18 protein-coding genes and 1 pseudogene are annotated in these 19,369 nt (G+C 63.0%); 5 read left to right on the top strand and 14 right to left on the bottom strand.

Annotated features, from left to right (window positions below):
• Positions 1-73 precede the first annotated feature (73 nt).
• The 3 genes from ACFVTG_RS18580 (at position 74) to ACFVTG_RS18570 (ending at position 2,457) form a co-directional block, all read left to right on the top strand.
• Positions 74-472: a hypothetical protein gene (locus ACFVTG_RS18580; RefSeq protein WP_390282356.1), complete on the top strand. Its 399-nt coding sequence runs from the start codon at positions 74-76 to the stop codon at positions 470-472.
• A complete protein-coding gene (locus ACFVTG_RS18575; protein ID WP_390282355.1) occupies positions 469-1,581 on the top strand; it encodes a hypothetical protein in 1,113 nt (370 codons plus the stop codon). The genes ACFVTG_RS18580 and ACFVTG_RS18575 overlap by 4 nt, the downstream gene beginning before the upstream one ends.
• A gap of 153 nt (positions 1,582-1,734) precedes the next feature.
• Positions 1,735-2,457 (top strand): hypothetical protein, encoded by a 723-nt coding sequence (locus tag ACFVTG_RS18570; protein WP_390282354.1) that lies wholly within the window; start codon positions 1,735-1,737, stop codon positions 2,455-2,457.
• Positions 2,458-3,073: 616 nt separating this feature from the next.
• Here ACFVTG_RS18570 and ACFVTG_RS18565 read toward each other — a convergent pair.
• From ACFVTG_RS18565 to ACFVTG_RS18535, 7 genes and pseudogenes are all read right to left on the bottom strand, one after another.
• A pseudogene (locus ACFVTG_RS18565) lies at positions 3,074-4,595 on the bottom strand (glycoside hydrolase family 1 protein).
• Positions 4,596-4,929: 334 nt separating this feature from the next.
• On the bottom strand, positions 4,930-5,268 hold the full coding sequence (locus tag ACFVTG_RS18560; RefSeq protein WP_390282353.1) for a lipopolysaccharide assembly LapA domain-containing protein: 339 nt from the start codon (positions 5,266-5,268) through the stop codon (positions 4,930-4,932).
• Between the two features lie 32 nt (positions 5,269-5,300).
• Positions 5,301-5,564, bottom strand: a complete 264-nt coding sequence (locus tag ACFVTG_RS18555) for a hypothetical protein (protein ID WP_390282352.1) — start codon at positions 5,562-5,564, stop codon at positions 5,301-5,303.
• A gap of 733 nt (positions 5,565-6,297) precedes the next feature.
• Entirely contained in the window at positions 6,298-6,594 is a 297-nt protein-coding gene (locus tag ACFVTG_RS18550) for a hypothetical protein (protein WP_390282351.1), read from the bottom strand.
• A gap of 22 nt (positions 6,595-6,616) precedes the next feature.
• Complete coding sequence (locus ACFVTG_RS18545) at positions 6,617-6,991, bottom strand: hypothetical protein (RefSeq protein ID WP_390282350.1); 375 nt, start codon at positions 6,989-6,991, stop codon at positions 6,617-6,619.
• 34 nt (positions 6,992-7,025) lie between these two features.
• Positions 7,026-7,484, bottom strand: coding sequence for a J domain-containing protein (locus ACFVTG_RS18540; protein WP_390282349.1), 459 nt, complete (start codon positions 7,482-7,484; stop codon positions 7,026-7,028).
• A gap of 215 nt (positions 7,485-7,699) precedes the next feature.
• Positions 7,700-8,125: an Hsp20/alpha crystallin family protein gene (locus tag ACFVTG_RS18535; RefSeq protein WP_390282348.1), complete on the bottom strand. Its 426-nt coding sequence runs from the start codon at positions 8,123-8,125 to the stop codon at positions 7,700-7,702.
• Positions 8,126-8,258: 133 nt separating this feature from the next.
• On the opposite strand from ACFVTG_RS18535, the gene ACFVTG_RS18530 reads away from it, so the two are divergent.
• The gene (locus tag ACFVTG_RS18530; RefSeq protein WP_390282347.1) at positions 8,259-8,567 is read left to right on the top strand and encodes a MerR family transcriptional regulator; all 309 of its coding nucleotides are present in this window, start codon (positions 8,259-8,261) and stop codon (positions 8,565-8,567) included.
• Positions 8,568-8,983: 416 nt separating this feature from the next.
• Here ACFVTG_RS18530 and ACFVTG_RS18525 read toward each other — a convergent pair whose 3' ends face one another.
• The 7 genes from ACFVTG_RS18525 to ACFVTG_RS18495 all read right to left on the bottom strand — a co-directional run bounded on the left by ACFVTG_RS18525 (position 8,984) and on the right by ACFVTG_RS18495 (position 17,400).
• Positions 8,984-10,519: a glycoside hydrolase family 32 protein gene (locus tag ACFVTG_RS18525; protein WP_390282345.1), complete on the bottom strand. Its 1,536-nt coding sequence runs from the start codon at positions 10,517-10,519 to the stop codon at positions 8,984-8,986.
• Complete coding sequence (locus tag ACFVTG_RS18520; RefSeq protein WP_390282344.1) at positions 10,512-11,465, bottom strand: carbohydrate kinase; 954 nt, start codon at positions 11,463-11,465, stop codon at positions 10,512-10,514. The genes ACFVTG_RS18525 and ACFVTG_RS18520 overlap by 8 nt, the downstream gene beginning before the upstream one ends.
• Before the next feature lie 50 nt (positions 11,466-11,515).
• The gene (locus ACFVTG_RS18515) at positions 11,516-12,607 is read right to left on the bottom strand and encodes a LacI family DNA-binding transcriptional regulator (protein WP_390282342.1); all 1,092 of its coding nucleotides are present in this window, start codon (positions 12,605-12,607) and stop codon (positions 11,516-11,518) included.
• Between the two features lie 117 nt (positions 12,608-12,724).
• Entirely contained in the window at positions 12,725-14,095 is a 1,371-nt protein-coding gene (locus ACFVTG_RS18510; protein WP_390282341.1) for a NosD domain-containing protein, read from the bottom strand.
• A 27-nt stretch (positions 14,096-14,122) separates the two neighbouring features.
• Positions 14,123-15,046, bottom strand: a complete 924-nt coding sequence (locus tag ACFVTG_RS18505; RefSeq protein WP_390282398.1) for a carbohydrate ABC transporter permease — start codon at positions 15,044-15,046, stop codon at positions 14,123-14,125.
• A 119-nt stretch (positions 15,047-15,165) separates the two neighbouring features.
• Positions 15,166-16,053: a carbohydrate ABC transporter permease gene (locus ACFVTG_RS18500; RefSeq protein ID WP_284991694.1), complete on the bottom strand. Its 888-nt coding sequence runs from the start codon at positions 16,051-16,053 to the stop codon at positions 15,166-15,168.
• Positions 16,054-16,119: 66 nt separating this feature from the next.
• Positions 16,120-17,400: an ABC transporter substrate-binding protein gene (locus tag ACFVTG_RS18495; RefSeq protein ID WP_390282339.1), complete on the bottom strand. Its 1,281-nt coding sequence runs from the start codon at positions 17,398-17,400 to the stop codon at positions 16,120-16,122.
• A gap of 392 nt (positions 17,401-17,792) precedes the next feature.
• On the opposite strand from ACFVTG_RS18495, the gene ACFVTG_RS18490 reads away from it, so the two are divergent.
• Positions 17,793-19,145, top strand: coding sequence for a fructotransferase (locus ACFVTG_RS18490; protein WP_390282338.1), 1,353 nt, complete (start codon positions 17,793-17,795; stop codon positions 19,143-19,145).
• Positions 19,146-19,369: the final 224 nt, after the last annotated feature.

Here is a 19,369-nt window from a genome sequence, read left to right as displayed (position 1 = left end):
GAGCCGGACCGCGAACATGGACGGGAGAATTTGTCCTCTTTCAGACTGGCGTTGCGACCCAAACTTCGACCGTATGATTCAGGGAGGCAAGATCGGAATCACGTTCCCGGCATTCAACGAAAAGGCGTTCCGGCTCGCGGCGCTCAAAACAGGGTATGTGGCGGCCTGCCTCATCGTGAAGGAGGTTCCTCGAACCGAGCACGCCGCTGCGGTCCGCGCCGAGCTGATGGCCGCACGGGACCGTGATCGAGGCGAGGACTACGAGTTGAGCGCTCTCGCCCAATCGATCCAGGTGAGCCGCACCGCGGCCAATCCGGTGCCCGGCGAGATTGCCCTCGTCGAGATGACGGAAGCCGACGGGTCGACGTGCTTTGCCGTCAGCTTCAACCGTGTCTTCGCCGTCGATTGGCCCCTTGACCCGATTTTCATCCGGGAGGCAGGAGCTTCAGATCCTTCAGAGATACAGTCGTGACCGGCCAACGGCTCTGTGCCTTCTGCGGGAGTGCGGGTCCGCTCACGCGGGAACATGTACTTGGGAACTGGCTCAGCAAAATTGGTTTGGAAGGAGGGCCCGTCGAGAATGTCGCAGGCCCCCTCAACCGGATCGGCAAGCCGCTGGGCGTGGCTCCACCGTTTCAGATGACCGTGAAAAACGTGTGCAAGACCTGCAACAACGGCTGGATGGAAGGCCTCGAGCAGGTAGCCCAGCGTGTCCTCACTCCGCTAATCCTTGGAGAGCCCGGACGGGTTCACCAAGCTGATCAGGGAGCTGTCGCCGCATGGCTTCAGAAGACCGCACTCGTCGCAATGCTGGTGTCTTCGGCTGACGACAGGGAGCAAGGTTACGGTCTACCGCCCTCGGAGTATGAACTCTTGTATCAACTACGCGGTGAGAAGACGCCACTTCCGGCCAGCATGTTCTGGATCGGGCGATACACAGGTGAACTAAGGCTCGGATCGGTTTGGGTGACGCCGCTCTCGCTCAACGTCGATGGTCTGCCAGAGCCGGACGTGCCGCATGCGTACGCGATGACAATTGCTTTGGGTGCCCTTCTCATCCACGGGATCCGATTCACAAGCTTGCCCTTCTATGTTGACGTCACGACAGAACACCTTCTCCAGCACCTCTGGCCCACGCAGGAAGCCATGACAAGGACCATTTGGGAGGAACTCGCAGACGACGAGTTCTTGGCTCTCGCACGTGGGCGAAGCTTCGTCGTACCCGAACTCGAGTTGACGCTGCGGCCCTGGAGACCCGCGGCGGAGCTGGAGGAGAGCACTCTGGCCGGATCAATGGTCAAGCTCCCGACCTTGTGCGGCAAACATGTCACCTACTACCCGGCGTCACTTGTCAACGAGGCACTGCGCGGCCGATTCTATTGGTTCAAGGCCTCATGCGACTGCGACAACATTGCCTATCTCGTGCACACCGAATCAGACGGCGCACACGCGAAGTCCGCTGACACTCCTGAACGGGTTGCATCACAGTACGACACACTCCCTGGTCGCGAGCTCGTTATCGAGAGTCCCAACGGTAGCTTTGTCGTCAAGGTGGACCTAAATTCAGTACAGCTTCGCTAAGGTCTCTTGCGTAGCTGTCGTGAGCGACGGGGATTCCTACGAGTCGAATGATCCGAGAGCAAAATGGCTGAGGGCCCCGCAGCTCCTGGCTGCGGGACCCTCAGTAATCCATAACAGGGAACCTGCCCCTGTCTTCCTTTACAGTTTACTACCGTGGCTAAGTCTGAACCAAAGAGCATCGAGTCCGTGCTGCTGCGGCGGTTGAGCAAGGCCCGGCTTGCACCCTACCTTGAAGCCGCCGGAAGCCTGCAGGATGCTGTTCACCTATACCGGTGGAACATCCGGCTCTCGGGAGCTGCGTATGAGGCCCTGCACATTTTTGAGGTCGTGCTTCGTAATGCCCTCGACGAAAGGCTGTGTCTGTGGAACGCCACCCAGACCAACCCGAAAACCGGACAGCCCCACTCTGCGGACTGGCTTCTGGAACCGTCGGTGCTGATTGAGCGGATTGTGGGCCGGGATATCCCCGATGCCAGGTCGCGGGCCGGCAGATCAACGCGTCTGCGGCCGAAGCACCTGCGGGAGCCGATCCATGAGGATCTTCTGGCGGCAATGTCGCTTGGCACATGGCGGTTCATGCTGCCAGGCCGCAAGGATGCCGGAAAGCGGCTGCTGTGGGATCAGGCTTTGAGCTCCGCTTTCCCGAACTTGAAACGACCGGTCCATGAACTGGAGCGGGCGGTGGAAGGCGTGTACCGCCTGCGTAACCGTGTGGCCCATCTTGAACCCCTCATCAACAGTCGAATCGAAGCCCAACTCGCCAACATGCGGACCGTCATCGGCGCGATCGACCAGGACATGCTCTCTTGGTTCGCCTCCGTCGAGAAGATCGGCCAGACCCTGAAAGAGCGCCCGACAGCCAACCACGGCCCCTGACATCCTTGTGCGTCACTCGAAAGAAGTGGTGCTCGCAAGGCCTCGGCCAGTGACGGCCCAGACCGTGCCTGAAGCCACTTATGACCAAGCCAAACGTCCCAAGACAGGGGAGTGGCCTCGGAGCGGTCTCTAAGCGAAAAATGGGGGTGTGCACAATGTGCACACTATTGCCGTCGGACTGGGCCGTACCGGGGTCGGATTGGGCCGTACTGGCTATGTTTTCGGGAGTTCCCAGTATTTTCAAGGGTTGGAATGCGGTTCGAGTCCCACCTTGGGCACGTGTTTCCGCAGGTCAGGGGGCCTTTGGCTCTCTGACTGTGCACAAATCAGCTTTTTGTGTGTTCCTTCGGGGTCTTTTGTGGGGTCCTCTGCCTCGCGTTCTCTGGATGGGGAGCGGTCTGTGGTCTTGTTTCTTCTTCATGGTGGGTAGGGACCGGACTGCATGACTTGGGTATGTCAGTCTGATGGGGCCTCGTCCGGCCTTCAACCGCCGGCGGTGGCTGCAACGGCGGCCATTCCTGGGCGCCTCCATGGAATCTTTCGTTGTTGAGTCGTCTAGTGTTTCAGTGGGACCGGGAGGCATTGTCCTGAGCGATTGGAAGGGCCGGATCTGAAGTCAGTTGTCGGCGGCGTGTTTGGGCTGCTGTCCGGGATCCGTGTCTTTGATGGTGTGGGCGCGCGCATGGGCGGCTAAGTTTCGTTCCTCAATGAGTTCCTGAAGCCAGAAGCAGGACGCCTTGGGCGTCGGTGCCAGGGTCTGGAAGTCCACGTGGATCAGGCCGAACGGCTGACTGTAGCCGGCGGACCATTCGAAGTTGTCCATCAGCGACCACACGTAATAGCCGCGCAGGTCTATTCCCTCGGCTGGTCCGCCGGGTGCTGTGGCCTTCAGTGCGGCTTCGAGGTGGTCGGATAGGTACTTCAGCCGGCGCTCGTCCGGGATAAAGGTGGTGTTCGTGCGCCTGTCACGGACGATTATGTCCTCGAAACTGGCACCGCCCTCGGTGAGGATGACAGGGGGGCAGGTTGGGGTACCGTTCTGCCATCTCCCTTAGGGTCACGCCCGGGTAATCAGGCTTCACGGGCCACCCATAGGCGGTGATGTCCGCTTCCGGCCAAGCTTCAAGGTGGAATGGAGCGCTGGCGCCACCGGCGGCGCTCAAGTCGTCTCCCATGACCTCCGCCATGTTGGCGGGCATGGCGCCGTCGCCGGCGCCCGCGGCGACTCTGGTTGGCATGTAGTAGTTGAGCCCGTAGAAGTCCAGCGGCTGGGAGATGACCTTCATGTCCTCGTCGGGGTGGTCGAAGGAACCAAAGAACTTGGCGGCACGGATCAGGTCCGGGTACTTGCCTGTCAGTACCGGGTCCGCGTACGGCCTGTTCTGCGCGATGTCCATGAAACCCGCGCTCAGCTTGTCCAGGGGATTGATGGAATTCGGAACCATGGGCGAATAGACGTTGCTCATTCCGATCTCCCCGGGAACGCCGGCTGCCCGCAGTGCCTGGACAGCGAGGCCGTGACCCAGCAACTGGTGGTGGACAGTGGGCAGCGCCTTGAGCAGTAGGGATTCCCCGGGCGAGTGTAGCCCGAGGGTGTAACCATTCGTGGTGACCGTGGCAGGCTCGTTGATGGTCACCCATCGGGCCACCCTGTCTCCAAAGGCAGCGGCGGCGATGGCGGCGAACTCGCCGAGTCGGTAGGCGGTGTCCCTGTTGAGCCAGCCGCCGGCGTCATCCAGGGGCAAGGGCGTGTCCCAGTGGTAGAGGGTGACCATCGGGGAAATCCCGCTCGCGAGCAGTTCGTCCAGGAGACGGTCGTAGAAGTCCAGTCCAGCCCGGTTCGCTGGACCGCTGCCACTGGGCTGGACGCGCGGCCAGGATAGGGAGGAGCGGTACGAATCCACGCCCAATTGCTTCATCAGAGCCACGTCCTCGGGCATCCGATGGTAATGGTCGCACGCAACCTCTGGGCTGTCACCGCCGACGACCGCCGCGGGTCGGGCCGAGAAAACATCCCACCCTGCCGGACCACGGCCATCCTCGTTCAGCGCGCCTTCGATCTGGAAGGCGGCCGTGGCCACGCCGAGTGTGAAGTCCGCCGGAATGAGCCTGGCCAGCTCTTTGGCGGTGATATGCATTGGTTCAGCCCCTCGTCAAAGAGATAACGTTGCCACGGGATCCTCTAACCACGCGAAGTCCGGACCATATCTTCGCATGATTCCCTGAGTTACCGGCAGGTATGCCGATTCGGATGCAGGATCGAAGCCCAGCATTTGGTCGGCGCCCCGGGCCAACGACTCCCACAACCTTCAGTACAAGTTACTCATCAGCTACTTGGCGGATGGGGACAACTCTAGGAATTCAGAGCCCACAGGGCAGGCCCGCAGTCGGTCCCTTCAAGGCCCGCGCCGGCCATGCCCCTGCGCGGACAGCCGGAGCCGTTCGCTGCCGGGTGTGGTGTCGTGGTTGGTGTCAGGGCCGTGGCGGTGTTGGTGTGCGGCGGGTGCGGGCCCGGAGCTGGATGATGCGTACTGCACCGGCTACGGCGACCAGGGCCCCGCCGCCGACCGCGGCGATGAGCAGGGCAATGCCCAGGGAGATTGTCCCGTCCAGACCGAAGAACCTTACCCTGGCGGCGTCCTGGTTCTGCACTATGAACGCGATGAGCAGGATCAGGAGCACGAGGGCGGCAATGGTGGCCGTCCAGACCATCCCGGCGCGCGTGACCACCGGCCGGCGCCCCGCCGGCGCGCCCGCGCCGGGTGTTGGCGCGTGGGACGGCTCCGGTGCGGGCTGTGGTTCTGCATTCACTGGGGGACTCCTTTGTTCTTTGACGCTCAGCGTCAGCCTTCTCCTTGCTGTATTGCGTCGAAGAACCGGTGCTCCAGCGGGGCGGGCGTTGCTTCGGCCAGGGCCCGGAGGAAGTCGAGGTCCTCGGAGGAGAGGCTGGCTTGGTCGTGCTGGTCCGAGCCCGCGGTGATTCCGGTTTCCTGATGGATCGTCTCCGTGATCGTCCGCGGCAGCACCACGAACCCGGGGTTCTCGGTGAGCCATTGCCGGGTTTCGGGGCTGAGGCGATCCCAGTGGTCCCTGATGTTCATCTCCATGGTGATTCCCTTACTGATTGAATCCGGAGGCAAAGGACCCGGGCCGGTCCGGTACCGGGGACGTGATCAGCGTACGCCCGGCGAACGCTGAAAGACAGGCAACAGGGGCGGTCGGTCGGTCGGCCGACGGGACGCCGCGAACGGCAATGCGATCAGGAACCCCCGCGCGAGTCGGAAGCGCCTCCAATGCACGGGTTCCAGGCGGCTGCGCAAATGGGGGATATGCGAAGCTCGCCACAACAAAGGTACGCCGCACGGCGGCCATCCACACCCTCCTCGTGGGCCCTGTTTTGAGAGCCCGGTGGACCCTCCGGGAGGGTTGACGCCAGACCTCATATGGCGTGACACGCATCTTCTTTGGGCCCCTTGCCTCCCCCGTGACGGGCCGGGCGCGGCCCGCAGACACCACTGCCAGGGTTCCTGCGACCACCCCCAAATCACTTCGGACAGGTCACCGACGCACGAGCAGCTAAAACACGTAGGGCGTACTCAAGCCCGCGGCCGGTTCGGCGGCCTGCGATCGTCCACGAGGGCGATTCCCTGGAAGATGCTCTCGGCGGTAGCGGCGCCTATGCCACGGCAAAGGTGACACCGGTCATTGGTGCGTTTCCTTGCCACCGCCCACCCAACCCGCGGGCCGCTTGCCGGGAAGCAGCAGCGCTACAAACCTGGTACGGCGTGGGCGCCGGACACCAGGCGGAAACAGGGTCCGGCCGGACGGTGGCCTCCTGCTCTACCTGGGGTCCGCCGGGGTTTGGGCGCTGCTGTTGAGGATGTAGTCCACGGCGGCTGGTCCCGTCATGCGCAGGCCTTGGAAGACTCCCTTTTTGCCCTTCCCGTCCTTTTCCTTAACAAAGCCTGCGAGGCGCAGGGCAGTGCGGAAGGCATGGTCGGGGAGGGGGATTTTGCGGTGCAGGGAGCACCAGCTGATGTAGAGCCCGTAGAAGACGTCGGCGTCGAGTCCTGAGTCGTTCGTGTCGTCTTTGATGATGCAGTCCTGGAGGAACTGGCTGATCTGTGGAGGGGTCATGGTGTGCTCCGGATTATGGTTTTCAGGGTTGGGTTCCGTAGATGAATTCCTTGGCGTGGGCGACGGCTTTTCGGAAGGCGTCGTTGCGCAGGCTGGCTTGCTCGGTGTTCCTAGTGTCGGTTTCGAGGTATTTCGTGTAGCCGGGCCGCAGGACCCAGATATCGCCTGCCGGGGGTAGGTAGAACACTCCGAAGGAGCGGTGCTGGGGGTCCTCGGTCCAGATGGGGACGACCGCGACGGCGGCGCCGGTGTCCGGGTTGATCCATTGGGCCCGGGGCATGGGTTGTTCGTGGGTCTCGGGGTCCAGGAACGGCGCTGTTCCTTTGCCCCACCGCTTTTCGAAGCGTTCGTAGAATGCGGGCATCAACTGGCTGTCGTACGGGCGCCAGGCACTCATGGGGGCTCCTTGGGATTGTGTGGTTTTCCGGCTCTCAGCGCCTGATCTGCAGGATCAGCGTGTAGCCGGTTGGCGGATATGACCTTTGCCGGACCGGCATTCCCGCGGACCGTCCCGCGGGCGGCTCCCAGATGACCGGTCCGATCAGCAGGGACGTGGCGGGAAGCGACCTTGGGATCCGAACGGAGGCGGCGCCAGGGCGCTGCGGCTTGGCGTTCGCGGCTGGACGCGGGTGCTCCCGGTCGTAGGCGGCCCGCTCTTCCGGGTTGCTGAGGATGGCGTAGGCGGCCATGATGTCCCGGAGCTCCTGCAGCTCTTCCTGCGTCTTCGTCTCCGGTTCCGTCGGCCCGGGGCCGGTGGGGTGTTCGCGAGCCGCCCGGGTGTCGGGGTGCAGGCCGCGCATGAGCGTGCGGTAGGCGCGGGTCACCTCGCGCGCCGTAGCTGTGGGGACGATATGCAGGATGCCATAAAGGTCGGGGCCGTTGTTCCTCATAGTTGGCAGTGGTGTGTGTTTTAGATGGTGTTCTCGTGGGCGGGTGAGGGGATGGCCCCCGGCCTGTTCGGCCGGGGACCATCGTTGCGGGAGTCATCCTCGGGACCTCATCCATCCGTGCGCAGGCTGCGCTGTGGCGTGGTCTGTGAACCCGACCGCCCTCTTCACATGGTGGGCCGCTGTGGTGCTCCCGGTCCGGGAGGCTGCGCCGGCGGTCAGGCGTTGATCTCCTGGCGCTGTTTTCCGGTGGTTTCGATTTCGATGCGGCGCGGTTTTGCTTTTTCCGCCACCGGGATGCGCAGGGTCAGGACGCCGGCGTCGTAGCTTGCCTTGACGCCGTCGGTGTCCAGTGCGTCCCCGAGGATGAGTTGTCGGCTGAAGACGCCGCGGGGGCGTTCGGAGGCGATCAGTTCCGTGCCCTCGCCGACGGGGTCCGGGCGCTCGGCTCTGACAGTCAGCACGTTGCGTTCGACGTCGATGTCCACCGAGTCCACGTTGACTCCGGGCAGATCGAAGGCGACCACGAAGTCCTCGCCTTCCCGCCAGGCGTCCATCGGCATGGCCGCCGGCCGGGCTGTGGTGCCGAGCACCTGTTCGGCGAGCCGGTCGAATTCACGGAAGGGGTCCGTTCGCATCAGCATGGTGTGTCACTCCTTGCAGATCGCAATTTTTTGTTGTCAACCCAGCCGATCTATGGTGGCTGGTATATATTTCTTATAGCACTGCGCAGGGGTCAGGGCAAGCCTGATTTTCGACGGATTTTGGAGGTGCCCGATGGGACAGACCGACGATCGGGGGAGGGGCGTATACGCGATTTCCGTTGCCGCCGAGCTGGTGGGAACGGGGCAACAGAACCTGCGCCTCTATGAACGCAAAGGCTTGTTGGAACCGGGCAGGACCCTGGGCGGGACCCGCCAGTACAGCGAGAACGACCTTGTGACATTGCGGCGGATCGGCGAGCTGCTGGAATTGGGCTTGAACCTGGCCGGCATCCGGATGGTCCTGGTCCTCGAAGCCGACAACCGGCGCCTCGAGGCGGAACTCAGGTCCGCGAACGCTACACGGGACAGGGCCCGTCCTTGATGTTCCTATCTTTGCCGGCGCTTCAACCAAGAAGGTGGCGACGATGCGACTGCAGCGAAGTCCTGATCCAGGGCCGGATAGTGCCTCCCGGACAACCTCGGACCCCAAAACCTCGCCTCGGGCCCCGTCATTGACGTTTGCCTTTGGATTAGCCTGCCATGAGGGATGGTCGACCGCGTCATAGACCTGCCGGGCCCCCGGACAGCCTCCTGCGAACCAGTACACCCAGTACGGTGACTGCTTTGACTTGGGCGATCAGAGATTCCAGGAAACCCGGCACCGACTCCTACCGCGTCGCCCACACCCTCCACCAAACTCCATAACGGGCGATAGACCAGTCGTGAGCCTCTGCCGGCGGCTGGCCCTCTATCCGGCAAGGACGGGGGTGGGCACTGCAGTGGGGTGGGGTGCTGCCATTAGGATAAGGACGTGACGGCCAGTTTCCGCACCATGGCCGTGCCGCCTTCGACGCACACGTCGGTGCCCAGGTTCCCGGACCGGGGGAACACCAGATCGCTCAGGACAACTCTGCCGTCTTGGGCGAAGACCTCCACCGAGCACTGGTCGATGATTACCCTTAGCCGAAGCACTCCGCCGTCGAGCTTCACTGGTGCGGACTCTGCCGACGCGAACTTATCGTGGAAGGCGGTGTTTCCGGAGTTGCGGCGGTCCAGGGTGAGCCGGCTCGTCAGGGCATCGAAGGTGAGGACTGTTGCGGTGCTCCCGTCCGGTGCGCGGAGAAGTGTGAACGTAATGGTCCGTGCCGTGCCGGGCAGGATCTCGGCGTCGATCAGCTGGGCTGATCCGGGCGTCGCGTCGGGCAGTTGCAGCAGGGAGTTGTGAAGTTCCATGTTCTGGATGGTGGCCGGCTCCCCGGAGTCCAAGGTCAGCACGGGGCGCTGCACCAGGCGCGGCAAGCCGTCCACCGTCGCGAGTTCGACATCCCGGGCAAGCGACATACTGGAGCGCCACGGAGACGTGGGCAAGGAGTTGGCGTAGTCCCAGTTGTTCATCCAACCGATCATGATGCGGCGGTTCTCCGGGGCGTTGCTGAAGGAGACGGCGGCGTAGTAGTCCCGTCCCCAGTCGAGCCACAGACAGCGGCTGAGATCTACGTTCCCGTCGGCATCCGTTGGAGCGAGCGAATCAGGGTCGGCGGTGAACTGCACCCCGTCGAAGTCGCCGACGAAGTATTGCCCTCCGGAGCCGCCGGCCACGGCGCCCGGGTTGATATTGACCACCAGGACCCATTTGACGTTGTCCGGGTCTCCGTCGACGGGGAGCGGGAAGAGGTCGGGGCATTCCCATTCGCCGCCGCTGGCGTTGGCGGGGCCGAAGGTGCTCAGGTATTCCCAGCCCTTGAGGTCGGCCGAGCGATACAGCACAACCTGCTGGTGCTGGGCCTCCACCGCCACCATGATCCAGCAGGAACCGGCCGGTCCCTCGTAGCGGAACACCTTGGGATCCCGGAAATGGGCCGAGCCGCGGGCAAGCACCGGGTTGCCTGCGTATTTGCTCCAGGTCATGCCGGCGTCCGTTGAGAACGCGAGAGACTGGGCTTGTGTCCCTTGGTGCGCCGAGCCTTCCTTGAAGGCGCTCGTGTAGATGGCCACCAGGGCAGGATCTTCTGCTGTGCCGAATCCCGACGTATTGCCGTGGTCTACCACGATGCTGCCGGAAAAGACGTCTTCTTCCTCGTCGCAGGCGATGGCCACCGGGTGTTCGGTCCAATGCAGAAGGTCGGTTGAGGTGGCGTGTCCCCAGGACATGTTGCCCCAGACGTTGTCGAAGGGGTTGTTTTGGTAGAAGAGGTGGTAAACGCCGCGGTGCCACACGAGTCCATTGGGGTCGTTCAGCCACGTGTTCTTGGCTGTGTAGTGAAGCATCGGGCGCATGGCGGGGGCGGTTTCTTCGGCGCGGCCCCCGGCAGGGTGTGTTGTTGTTTCAGTCATCGGAGTTCTTTCGGGAAGTCTGGGCCAGTTCCAGGGATCGGATCAGTTCCGCCCGCGTTGGCGGGGTCGCTCCGTGCCTTCCGACCGTTATGGCCGCAGCGAGCGAGGCGGCGGTTCCCAGGCGGAGGAGTTTGCCGTAGCCGAAATCGGCCTCGGGGTCCTCGATGAGGCCGGCGATAAGCGATGACATGTAGGAGTCGCCTGCTCCGACAGTATCTTTGACGAGTACTGGTGGTGCCGGCACTTCGATCTCGGCGGCATTCGAGCGCAGATAGGATCCGGATGCGCCATCGGTGATGATTGCAAGTTCAGTCCCGAGATCAAGCAGTCGCCGCGCGACGTCGTCATGAGACGTGCGCGGGTAAAGCCACCGGGCGTCGTCCGAACTGAGCTTCACAACCGTAGCCAGGGCAACTGTGTGTTCGAAGGTCCTGAGCGCTTCAGCGTGGCTGGGGAGCAGTGTCGGGCGGATGTTGGGGTCGTACGTGATCAAGCAGCGGCGGGAGAACAACTCCAGCAAGGACCGGACTTGGGTTGCTCCGGGCTCCGTGAAGGAGGCCAGTGACCCCGTATGCAGCACCTTCGGGAGGAAAGTGGGGCTGATTTGGGGGAGGTTCCATTCGAAGTCGAATTCGTACTCTGCGGAACCGCTGCTGTCCAGAAGCGCCCTGGCAGTGGAGGTGCGGTTGAGGTGTTCGGCTCCCGGGAACAGGCGTACTCCCGCGGTGTCCAGGTGTTGTTGGATGCTCCTGCTGCGTTCATCCCTGCCCAGTGCGGTGAGAAATGCGGTGCTGACGCCTAGCCGGCCGAGTCCGAACGCGACGTTCATCCCTGATCCGCCGGGAAACTCGACGGGCCCTGCCGCGGTGTCAATGATGTCGATTATGGCCTCGCCGACGACGACGACATCCGTTTCAGGGCATGGGGGAACTGGGGTGCTGTGCATTCGGGGTCCTTGGAGGGTTGGGCGCGTCCTCTACTGGGCGCGCTCGAAGGTCAGGTGTTGGGGCGAGTAGGTGAGTCCGGTGCTGCTCTGCTCGAAGCGTCCTGATGCTTTGGGGAGGCGACGGAATCGCGAAGGACCAGGGGACAGGGAAGAAGGGTCGGGTGAGCGGCGAACAGCTGCAGGTCGGTTTTTCCCTCGATGGCGTCGATCAGGTTTTCGGTGGCCCAGGCGCCCATTTCGTAGTGCGGAAGGGCGACGGTTGTCAGGGCGGGGTAGATGTTTTCGGCAATAAGTTGTTGGTTGTCGAAACCGACGATGGAAATGTCGTCCGGAATCCTGAGGCCAAGTTCCCCGGCGGCCCGGTACGCGCCCATGGCCATGCGGTCGTTGTAGCAGAACACGGCCGTGGGCCGGTTTGGGGTTTTCAGCAGGCGCAGGGCCGCCTGGTGGCCGCCGGGCACCTCCGACGGCTCGGACTGGACGAGTTCTTCGTGATAGGGCAGCCCGGCACCTGCGAGTGTGTCCTTGAATGCCTTGAGCCGGGAGTGGGTGGCGGGGACGTCGTCGGTGTTGTTGAGCATGCCGATGCGGGTGTGTCCGGCGTCGATCAGGGTTTGTACGGCCGACCTCGCACCGGCGATTTCGTCGGGGATGACGGAGGAAACGGTGTGGCTGATGTCTTCGGAGTCCACCAGGACGGCGGGGAGTCCGACGAGGTTCTTGGGGACGGCCAGTTTGCGGTGATACATGGTGGCGTAGAGGATGCCGTCTACCTGCCGGTCCAGCAGATCCGCCACATCACTTTCCCTGGAATCCTGGGAGCTGGTGCTGGTGGAGTTGATGATCATGATGCGGTATCCGCGAGCACGTGCCGTCTCCTCGGCCCCCAAAATGATCCGGCCGGCGTGCGGGGTGGTGGCGATTTCCTCGCTGATGAACCCGATCATGCCCGAACGTTGGGTGCGCAGCGCCTGCGCCAGCCGGTTCGGGCCGTATCCGAGACGCCGGGCCGCTTCGTGGACCCGTTCCCTCGTCTCCGCCCCCACCCGGGCGTAGACAACATCATTGAGGACGTGGGAGACCGTCGTGACCGAGACGCCGGCTGCGGCTGCCACGTCCTTGATGCCAACTGACTTGTTCATTGGTCTCCCACGTCCTTATGTTGATGCTGATTCTATGTCCGGGTACTTGCTGGGTACGTTCTATTCGTCCCAGAGGCCCGATGGCGATCCCCGAGGGACTCGCCAGGCCTGAGCGGGCTACTGAACCACAAGTGGTTCGTGTGCCGCCTGGAAACCGACCGCGGGTGTGGCCCTGAAGGCGTTAACAGTCCTGTCCGCGATAACTTGGGCGTCACTTCCGGAATCAAGGATCGTATTCCGGGCTGATGCGGGATCGACCATGACGGCCGTAACGGCGAGGGCGTCCGAAGCTTCGGTCGTCAACAGCGCGTCCACCTGAGCCGAGAAGCAGGAGTCACTTGACTTGGCGTGAACGTCCATCGCCACCACGTGGTTGTTGGAAACGAAGTTGCCAACCCCCGCGATGAGCCGGATGATGACGGGCGTCGCACCCGCGGGCTGGATGCTCTGTGAGTCGATGATCTCGGAGAAGTGGTTCCCGATGACAGAGTTGTTGCTGCCGCTGACACAGAGAAGCCCGTTGAGGTCGTCCAATCCGTTGTCGACGCCCAGGAAGGGTGTCCAGGGCTCGTGGTCACGCAGGAAGTGATTCGTGGCCACGAGGTTTTCCGAACTGTTCGCTGCGAGAATCACCATGCCAGGGTAGAACGAATGCAAACGGTTGTTGGTGACGCTTGATCGCGTGACCCCGTCCAGATGGACGCTGCTCGCACCGCGGGGGAAGACGTTGTTCGCGGTTATCAGGAGCCCGCCATGGTTCTCGGCGTAGATCGAGTGACCTTTGGGCCCTGCTCCGACCAGGTTGTCGGTGATCTTCGATGCCTGTCCCCACCCGCGCAGCTCGATGCAGCTGCCGCATTCGGCGATGAAGTTGTCGTGAACGGAAAGCGCGTCCGCGTTGTAGATGGTGAGGGCGTTCTCAAGGTAGACGAACCCCATGCCGGTGACGCGGAATGAGTCATTGGCGTTTGCGACGTAGATGCCGGTTTTGCCGTTGACGTAGGTGTTCTCGGGGTGCATTCCCGAGCCGTCCGGGGCGAAGTGCAACCCGTCGATGCAGAAGTTGGAGAACTCGACCGAGCTGATCCGTGGGCTTCCGCTTCGTTCAACGTAGAAGGCGGCTCCCTTGGATTCCTCTCCGTCTCCGCCGGGGGGAAGGTCGACGAGAATGCGGCTCCCCCCGGGCCATAGCTCATGCAGGTCGGGCCATTCGTCTTCGGGGACGTTGAACCGGATGCTCGATGACGTAAAGCCGTGTCCGGAGCCGTGGATCCTGAGGAAGCTGACGTCGATCAGCACCTGCGTACGCAGGCGGTAGTCTCCGGGCGGAATGTAGATCACCGCGCCTGGCTTTCCTCCATTGTTCGCGTCGGTGGCCGTTTGCCGGTCCTTGATGTCAGCGATGATGCTGTTGAGTACTTCACCGACGTCCTCGGACGGATTGCCGACGTGCCACGTCGTCACGTCGTAGTGGTTGTTGCTTGACATTGGTTCTTCCCTTTGTGCTGTGGCTTCTCAGCCCTTGACGGCGCCGAGGGTCATGCCTGCGACGATCTTGCGCTGCAAGAGAAGGGTGAGAAGGATGACGGGGATCGAGTAGACGGCGGCGAGGGCTGTCATGGATCCCCAGTCCAGTCCGAACTGGGTCTGGAAGTTTGCGATGACCACGGGTGTGGTCTGGGACCGGACGGCGGTCATGAGTAGCGCGAACAGGAATTCGTTCCAGGAGGCGAGGAAGGCGAAGATCGCTGTCACGGCGATGCCTCCGGAGACCACCGGGATGACCACCCGCCACAGGGCTCCGAGCCGGCTGCAGCCATCCACGGTAGCTGCTTCTTCCAGGTCCTGTGGGACGGCCTCGAAGAAGCTGGACATGAGCCAGATGGAGAGCGGCAGCGAGATGGTTGTGTGCGCGATGGACAGTGCGATCGGGGTGTCGGCCAGGCCGACCGAGGCCATCATGGACGCCAGCGGGATGCCGATGGCGACCGGGGGGACCATGCGGGTGACGAGCGCAGCCATGATGAACACTCTGCCACTGGCTGTTTTGTAGCGTGTGATGCCGTAGGCCGCCGGGACGGCCAAGACGAGCGACAGCAGCGTGCTGATGACGGCGGTCTGGATGCTGTTGATGAACGACGCCGGCACTCCATTGCGGCCCAGGGCGTTGATGTAGTTATCGAGCGTCCATTCCTTGGGGAGGATGGTCGGCGGTACGGCGATGGTGTCGATCGGGGTCTTGAAGGACGTGAACAGCAGGTACAGGAACGGGAAGCCGTAGAGGATTAGCGCCGCGGCGAGGAGGATCCACAGGATGGTCCTGGTGCTGCGCTTGCCGGCTTCGAGTCCTTCGCGATTGACGCCGCGGCGCCTGCGGACTGTGCCGGCCGACGCCGGTTCCGTGGTGGTCTGAGGCGCAGTCGCTGTTCGGCTTGGCATGGTGCTCTCCGTTTGGTGCGGTGCCGGCGCGTTGCGGTATGCGATGCCGGCGTGGCGTGGCCGGTCGGGGACGGCGGCCGCCAGGATGCCGCTGTCGTCGGGGGTCTGGGCCGAGCTCATCAGGTGTCCTTTCCTGGCCGCCAGATGGTGGTTACGGCGACGAAGGCGATGGCGAGCATGGCCAGCAGGTAGATGGTGCCCATGGCGCTTGCGAGGCCTGGGTCGCCGAACCGGATCATCGTGCGGTAGATGAGCAGGCTCATGGTTTCGGAGGCGGATTGTGGTCCGCCGTTGGTCTGGATGAGGATGGTGTCAAAGGCCCGGGCTGCGTCGATGCCGCGGACCACCAGCGCCACGGCGATGACAGGCCGGAGCAGCGGAAGGATGATCCGGAACAGCAGCGACGGCGCGCGGGCGCCGTCGAGCCTGGCCGCCTCGATGAGGTCTCCCGGGATGTTCTGCAGGCCCGCGAACAGCACCAGGCACATGAACGATGTCGTGAGCCAGATGTCCGGGACGGCGACGGAGAACAGGACGATGTCCGGGTTCGACAGCCAGCCGATCTGGTTTGGGTTCTGCAGGATGCCGGCCTGGCTGAGCAGGGTGCCGAGAAGGCCGAAGTTGTCGATCATGAGGAACTTCCACAGCAGGCCGGCCACGATCGGGGCAATCATGAGCGGGTACAGGAACATGGTCCGCCAGACCTGGGATTTCCGGCCCAAGGTGGTGAACAGGAGGGCCATGCCCAGGCCCAGGGTGAACTCGAGGGTCACCACCATCAGGGTGTAGGCGAGGGTCCGCCATCCTGCACCGATGAAGGCCTCCGAGGTGAAGGCCCGGACGTAGTTGTCCAGGCCCACGAAGTCACGGGGGCCCCCGACGATCGGGGAGATTTTAAAGAAGCTGTCCGTGACCAACCGGAACAGCGGGTAGGCAACAAAGACTGCGAGGAACAACGCCGCCGGGGTCATCAGGTAAAGGGCGAAGCGGCGATCTGGGATGCGCACGGGATTCTCTTCCGCTGGTTGGGGCCGCGGCCGGCAACGCCATGGGCTGTTGCCGGCCGCGGAGTCTTACTTAAGGAGGGCTTGGATCTTGGTCTTGGCGTCGGCCAGCAAGGTCGTGCTGTCTCCGCCGGCGACGGCCTTCTGGAGCATCGGAACCAGTACGGTGTCGACGATCTGCTGCCACTTTGCCGTTGCCGGACGGGTTGCCGTCGCGGGAGCGTTGAGTGTTTCGATCAGCGGCTTGAAGCTCTCGTAGCCGGGCTGGTCCTGGTACTTCTGGAAGGCGGAGACCCGTGCTGCCAGGCCAAGGCTTGACTGGATGGCCAGATCATTGTGGTCGAAGGCGCACTTGACGAACTTCTTCGCGGCGTCCGTGTTCTTGGTTGCCTTCGGGACCGAGAGGTACCAGGGGCCGGGAACACCGGCAACACCGGCGGACCCGCCGATCATCGGGGCTGTTCCGACCTTGCCGTAGACCGGGGAGTCCTTGGGGATCTGCCGGTACGCGTGGGCCCAGAACTGGGTCATGGCTGTCTTGCCCTGGTTGAAGAGGTTCTGGGCGGCGGCCCAGTCGACCTGGGCCGCGCCGGCCGGGGCGTCCTTGACGAGGCTGGTGTAGAAATCCAGCGCTTGTTTGTGGGCCGCGTTGTCGATTACGACGTTGTTGTTGCTGTCCAGAACCATGGGCGATCCTGCCTGGAGCACGTGGGCGAGGTATTCGGTTTCAACGCCGCCCTTGACGTCTGTACCGTACATGCCGTCTTTGGTGAAGAAGGCGGAGATGTCCTGGTACTGCTGCCAGGTCTTCGGGGCGGCGAGGTCGTAGCCGTACTTGGCCTTGAAGTCGGCCTTGTTCTTGGCGTCCTCAAAGAGGTCCTTGCGGTAGAGGACGATCTCGGCGTTGGTCCACGCCGGCATTCCAATGAAGTGGCCGTCGACGTTGGCTTCCTTGACCAGTGAAGGGAAGATGTCCTTCTTTGCCTCGTCAGTGAAGAGCTCATCGATGGGCTGCAGGGCGTCCTTGAAACTGGGCAGCCACACGGAGTCAAGAGCCGCAACATCGAAGGAGACAGTGCCGGAGGAGAATTCGCTGGAGAGGCGGTTGAAGAGGCCGTCATAGGGGAGTTCAACAAAGTTGACGTTGACCCCGGTGTCCTTCTTGCACTGGTCGGCGATGGGCTGCAGTTCTGCATGTCCGCCTGCCTCCACCAGGACGTTGATGGAACTGCCGGCGGCGCCTCCGGACGTCGCCGGGCCTCCTGCGCCGCATGCGGTCGCGGCCAGGATTACCGCGGTTGAAAGGCTGCCGAGGGCGGCAAGCCTGGAGATTGTTTTTCGAGAGGACATCGCTGTCGACTCCCTTTCTCGGGAACGGAATACGAAGACGGGATAGGATGAAAAACCGTTTTGCCAAAACGACTTGGCAACAGATTACGCGCAGGGCGCGGAGGGTGTCAAGAGTCACAAATCATTGGTAGACGCCGTCGGATGTGCCAAAAACTTCTGTCCGAATTTTGGCGTTGACAGCCGTCATGCCGCGCTTCTAGTGTCATCTCTGGTTAGCCCAAACGGTTTGGCACGTCAGTTGTGACATTAGTCCACGTGGGACATTAGCCGTTTCCCGGAACAAAAGCGTGATGCCGCCGAGGGCAGATGACAAGGACAGTCAAGTCTTCGGCGGCCGACCCGGCAACGCCCGATTCTGAACAGCAGTCTTATCTCATACAGAGGAGAAACCCGTGGTAACTGGAAAGAATCTAGAAAATGCGAATCCAAGCCGCCGCCGGCTGATCGGTGCGGGAGCCGCCGGAACGCTTGCGGCTGCATTGACTTTCGGAACAACGCAGAATGCTAATGCGGCCGACGGCCAGCAAGGCGCACCCCTCAATTCGCCCAACACATATGACGTCACCACATGGAGGATCAAGGGGCACCCGGACGTCACCGCGCAGTCCGACGTCGGGGCGGTCATCAACGACATCATCGCCGACATCAAGCAGCGGCAGACGTCCCCGGACGCGCGTCCGGGAGCCGCGATCATCATCCCTCCGGGCGACTACGACCTGCACACCCAGGTCGTCGTCGATGTGAGCTACCTGACCATCGCCGGCTTCGGGCATGGCTTCTTCTCCCGAAACATCCTCGACAACTCGAACCCGACCGGATGGCAGAACCTCCAGCCCGGAGCCAGCCACATCCGCGTCCTGACCTCTCCGAGCGCGCCCCAGGCATTCCTCGTCAAGCGGGCGGGGGATCCGCGTCTTTCAGGAATCGTGTTCCGGGACTTCTGCCTCGACGGAGTCGGTTTCACCCCCGGCAAGAACAGCTACCACAACGGCAAGACCGGAATCGAAGTCGCCTCCGATAACGACTCCTTCCACATCACCGGTATGGGATTCGTCTACCTCGAACATGCCCTGATCGTGCGCGGCGCGGACGCACTCCGCGTCAACGACAACATGATCGCCGAATGCGGCAGCTGCGTCGAGCTCACCGGGGCCGGGCAGGCGACAACTGTCAGCGGCAATCACATGGGCGCCGGCCCTGACGGTGTCACTCTTCTGGCCGAGAACCACGAGGGCCTCCTCGTCACGGGCAACAACCTCTTCCCCCGGGGCCGGAGCCTCATCGAATTCACCGGCTGCAACCGGTGCTCGGTCACTTCGAATAGGCTCCAGGGCTTCTACCCGGGCTTGCTCCGCCTTGTGGGCGGCTGCAAGGAAAACCTCATCACGGCCAACCACATACGCAGGACCAACGAGGGGTATCCGCCGTTCATCGGCCGAGGCAACGGCCTCGACGACCTCTACGGCGTAGTCCACGTCGCGGGAGATAACAACCTCATCTCGGACAACCTCTTCGCATACAACGTCCCGCCCGCCAACATCATCCCTGCGGGCGCCCAACCGACGCAGATCCTGATCGCCGGAGGGGACGCCAACGTGGTCGCGCTCAACCATATCGTCAGCGACGTCGCTTCCCAGCACGTCGTTCTCGACGCGTCGACCACCCACTCGAAAGTGCTCGACAGCGGAACGGCCTCCCAGATCACCTCCTACAGTTCGGACACGGCCATCCGGCCGACCCCCTGACAGACCAAGGCGCCAGGAGCGCGTCCCGAGGCACGGCTTCGCCCCCGGGCGCGCTCCCGCGTTTTGATGTGCCCGCCGGCTGCTGTCCCAATATCGAAATCGCCTGGTCTGCTCGGGACGACGAGCTCAGCCCGAAGGCCCGGATCAGGGATGCCAGAGGGACGCTCCACCATGTCCCGACTTGCGGGAAGTTGACGTCGGCGCCTCTACCGTTGGTGCCGAGG

The sequence above is a fragment of the Arthrobacter sp. NPDC058127 genome (assembly GCF_042884555.1).
In the GTDB taxonomy this organism is placed as follows: Bacteria; Actinomycetota; Actinomycetes; order Actinomycetales; family Micrococcaceae; genus Arthrobacter.
Note: the sequence above shows the minus strand (reverse complement) of the source record. Positions and strands in the feature narration are given on the sequence as shown.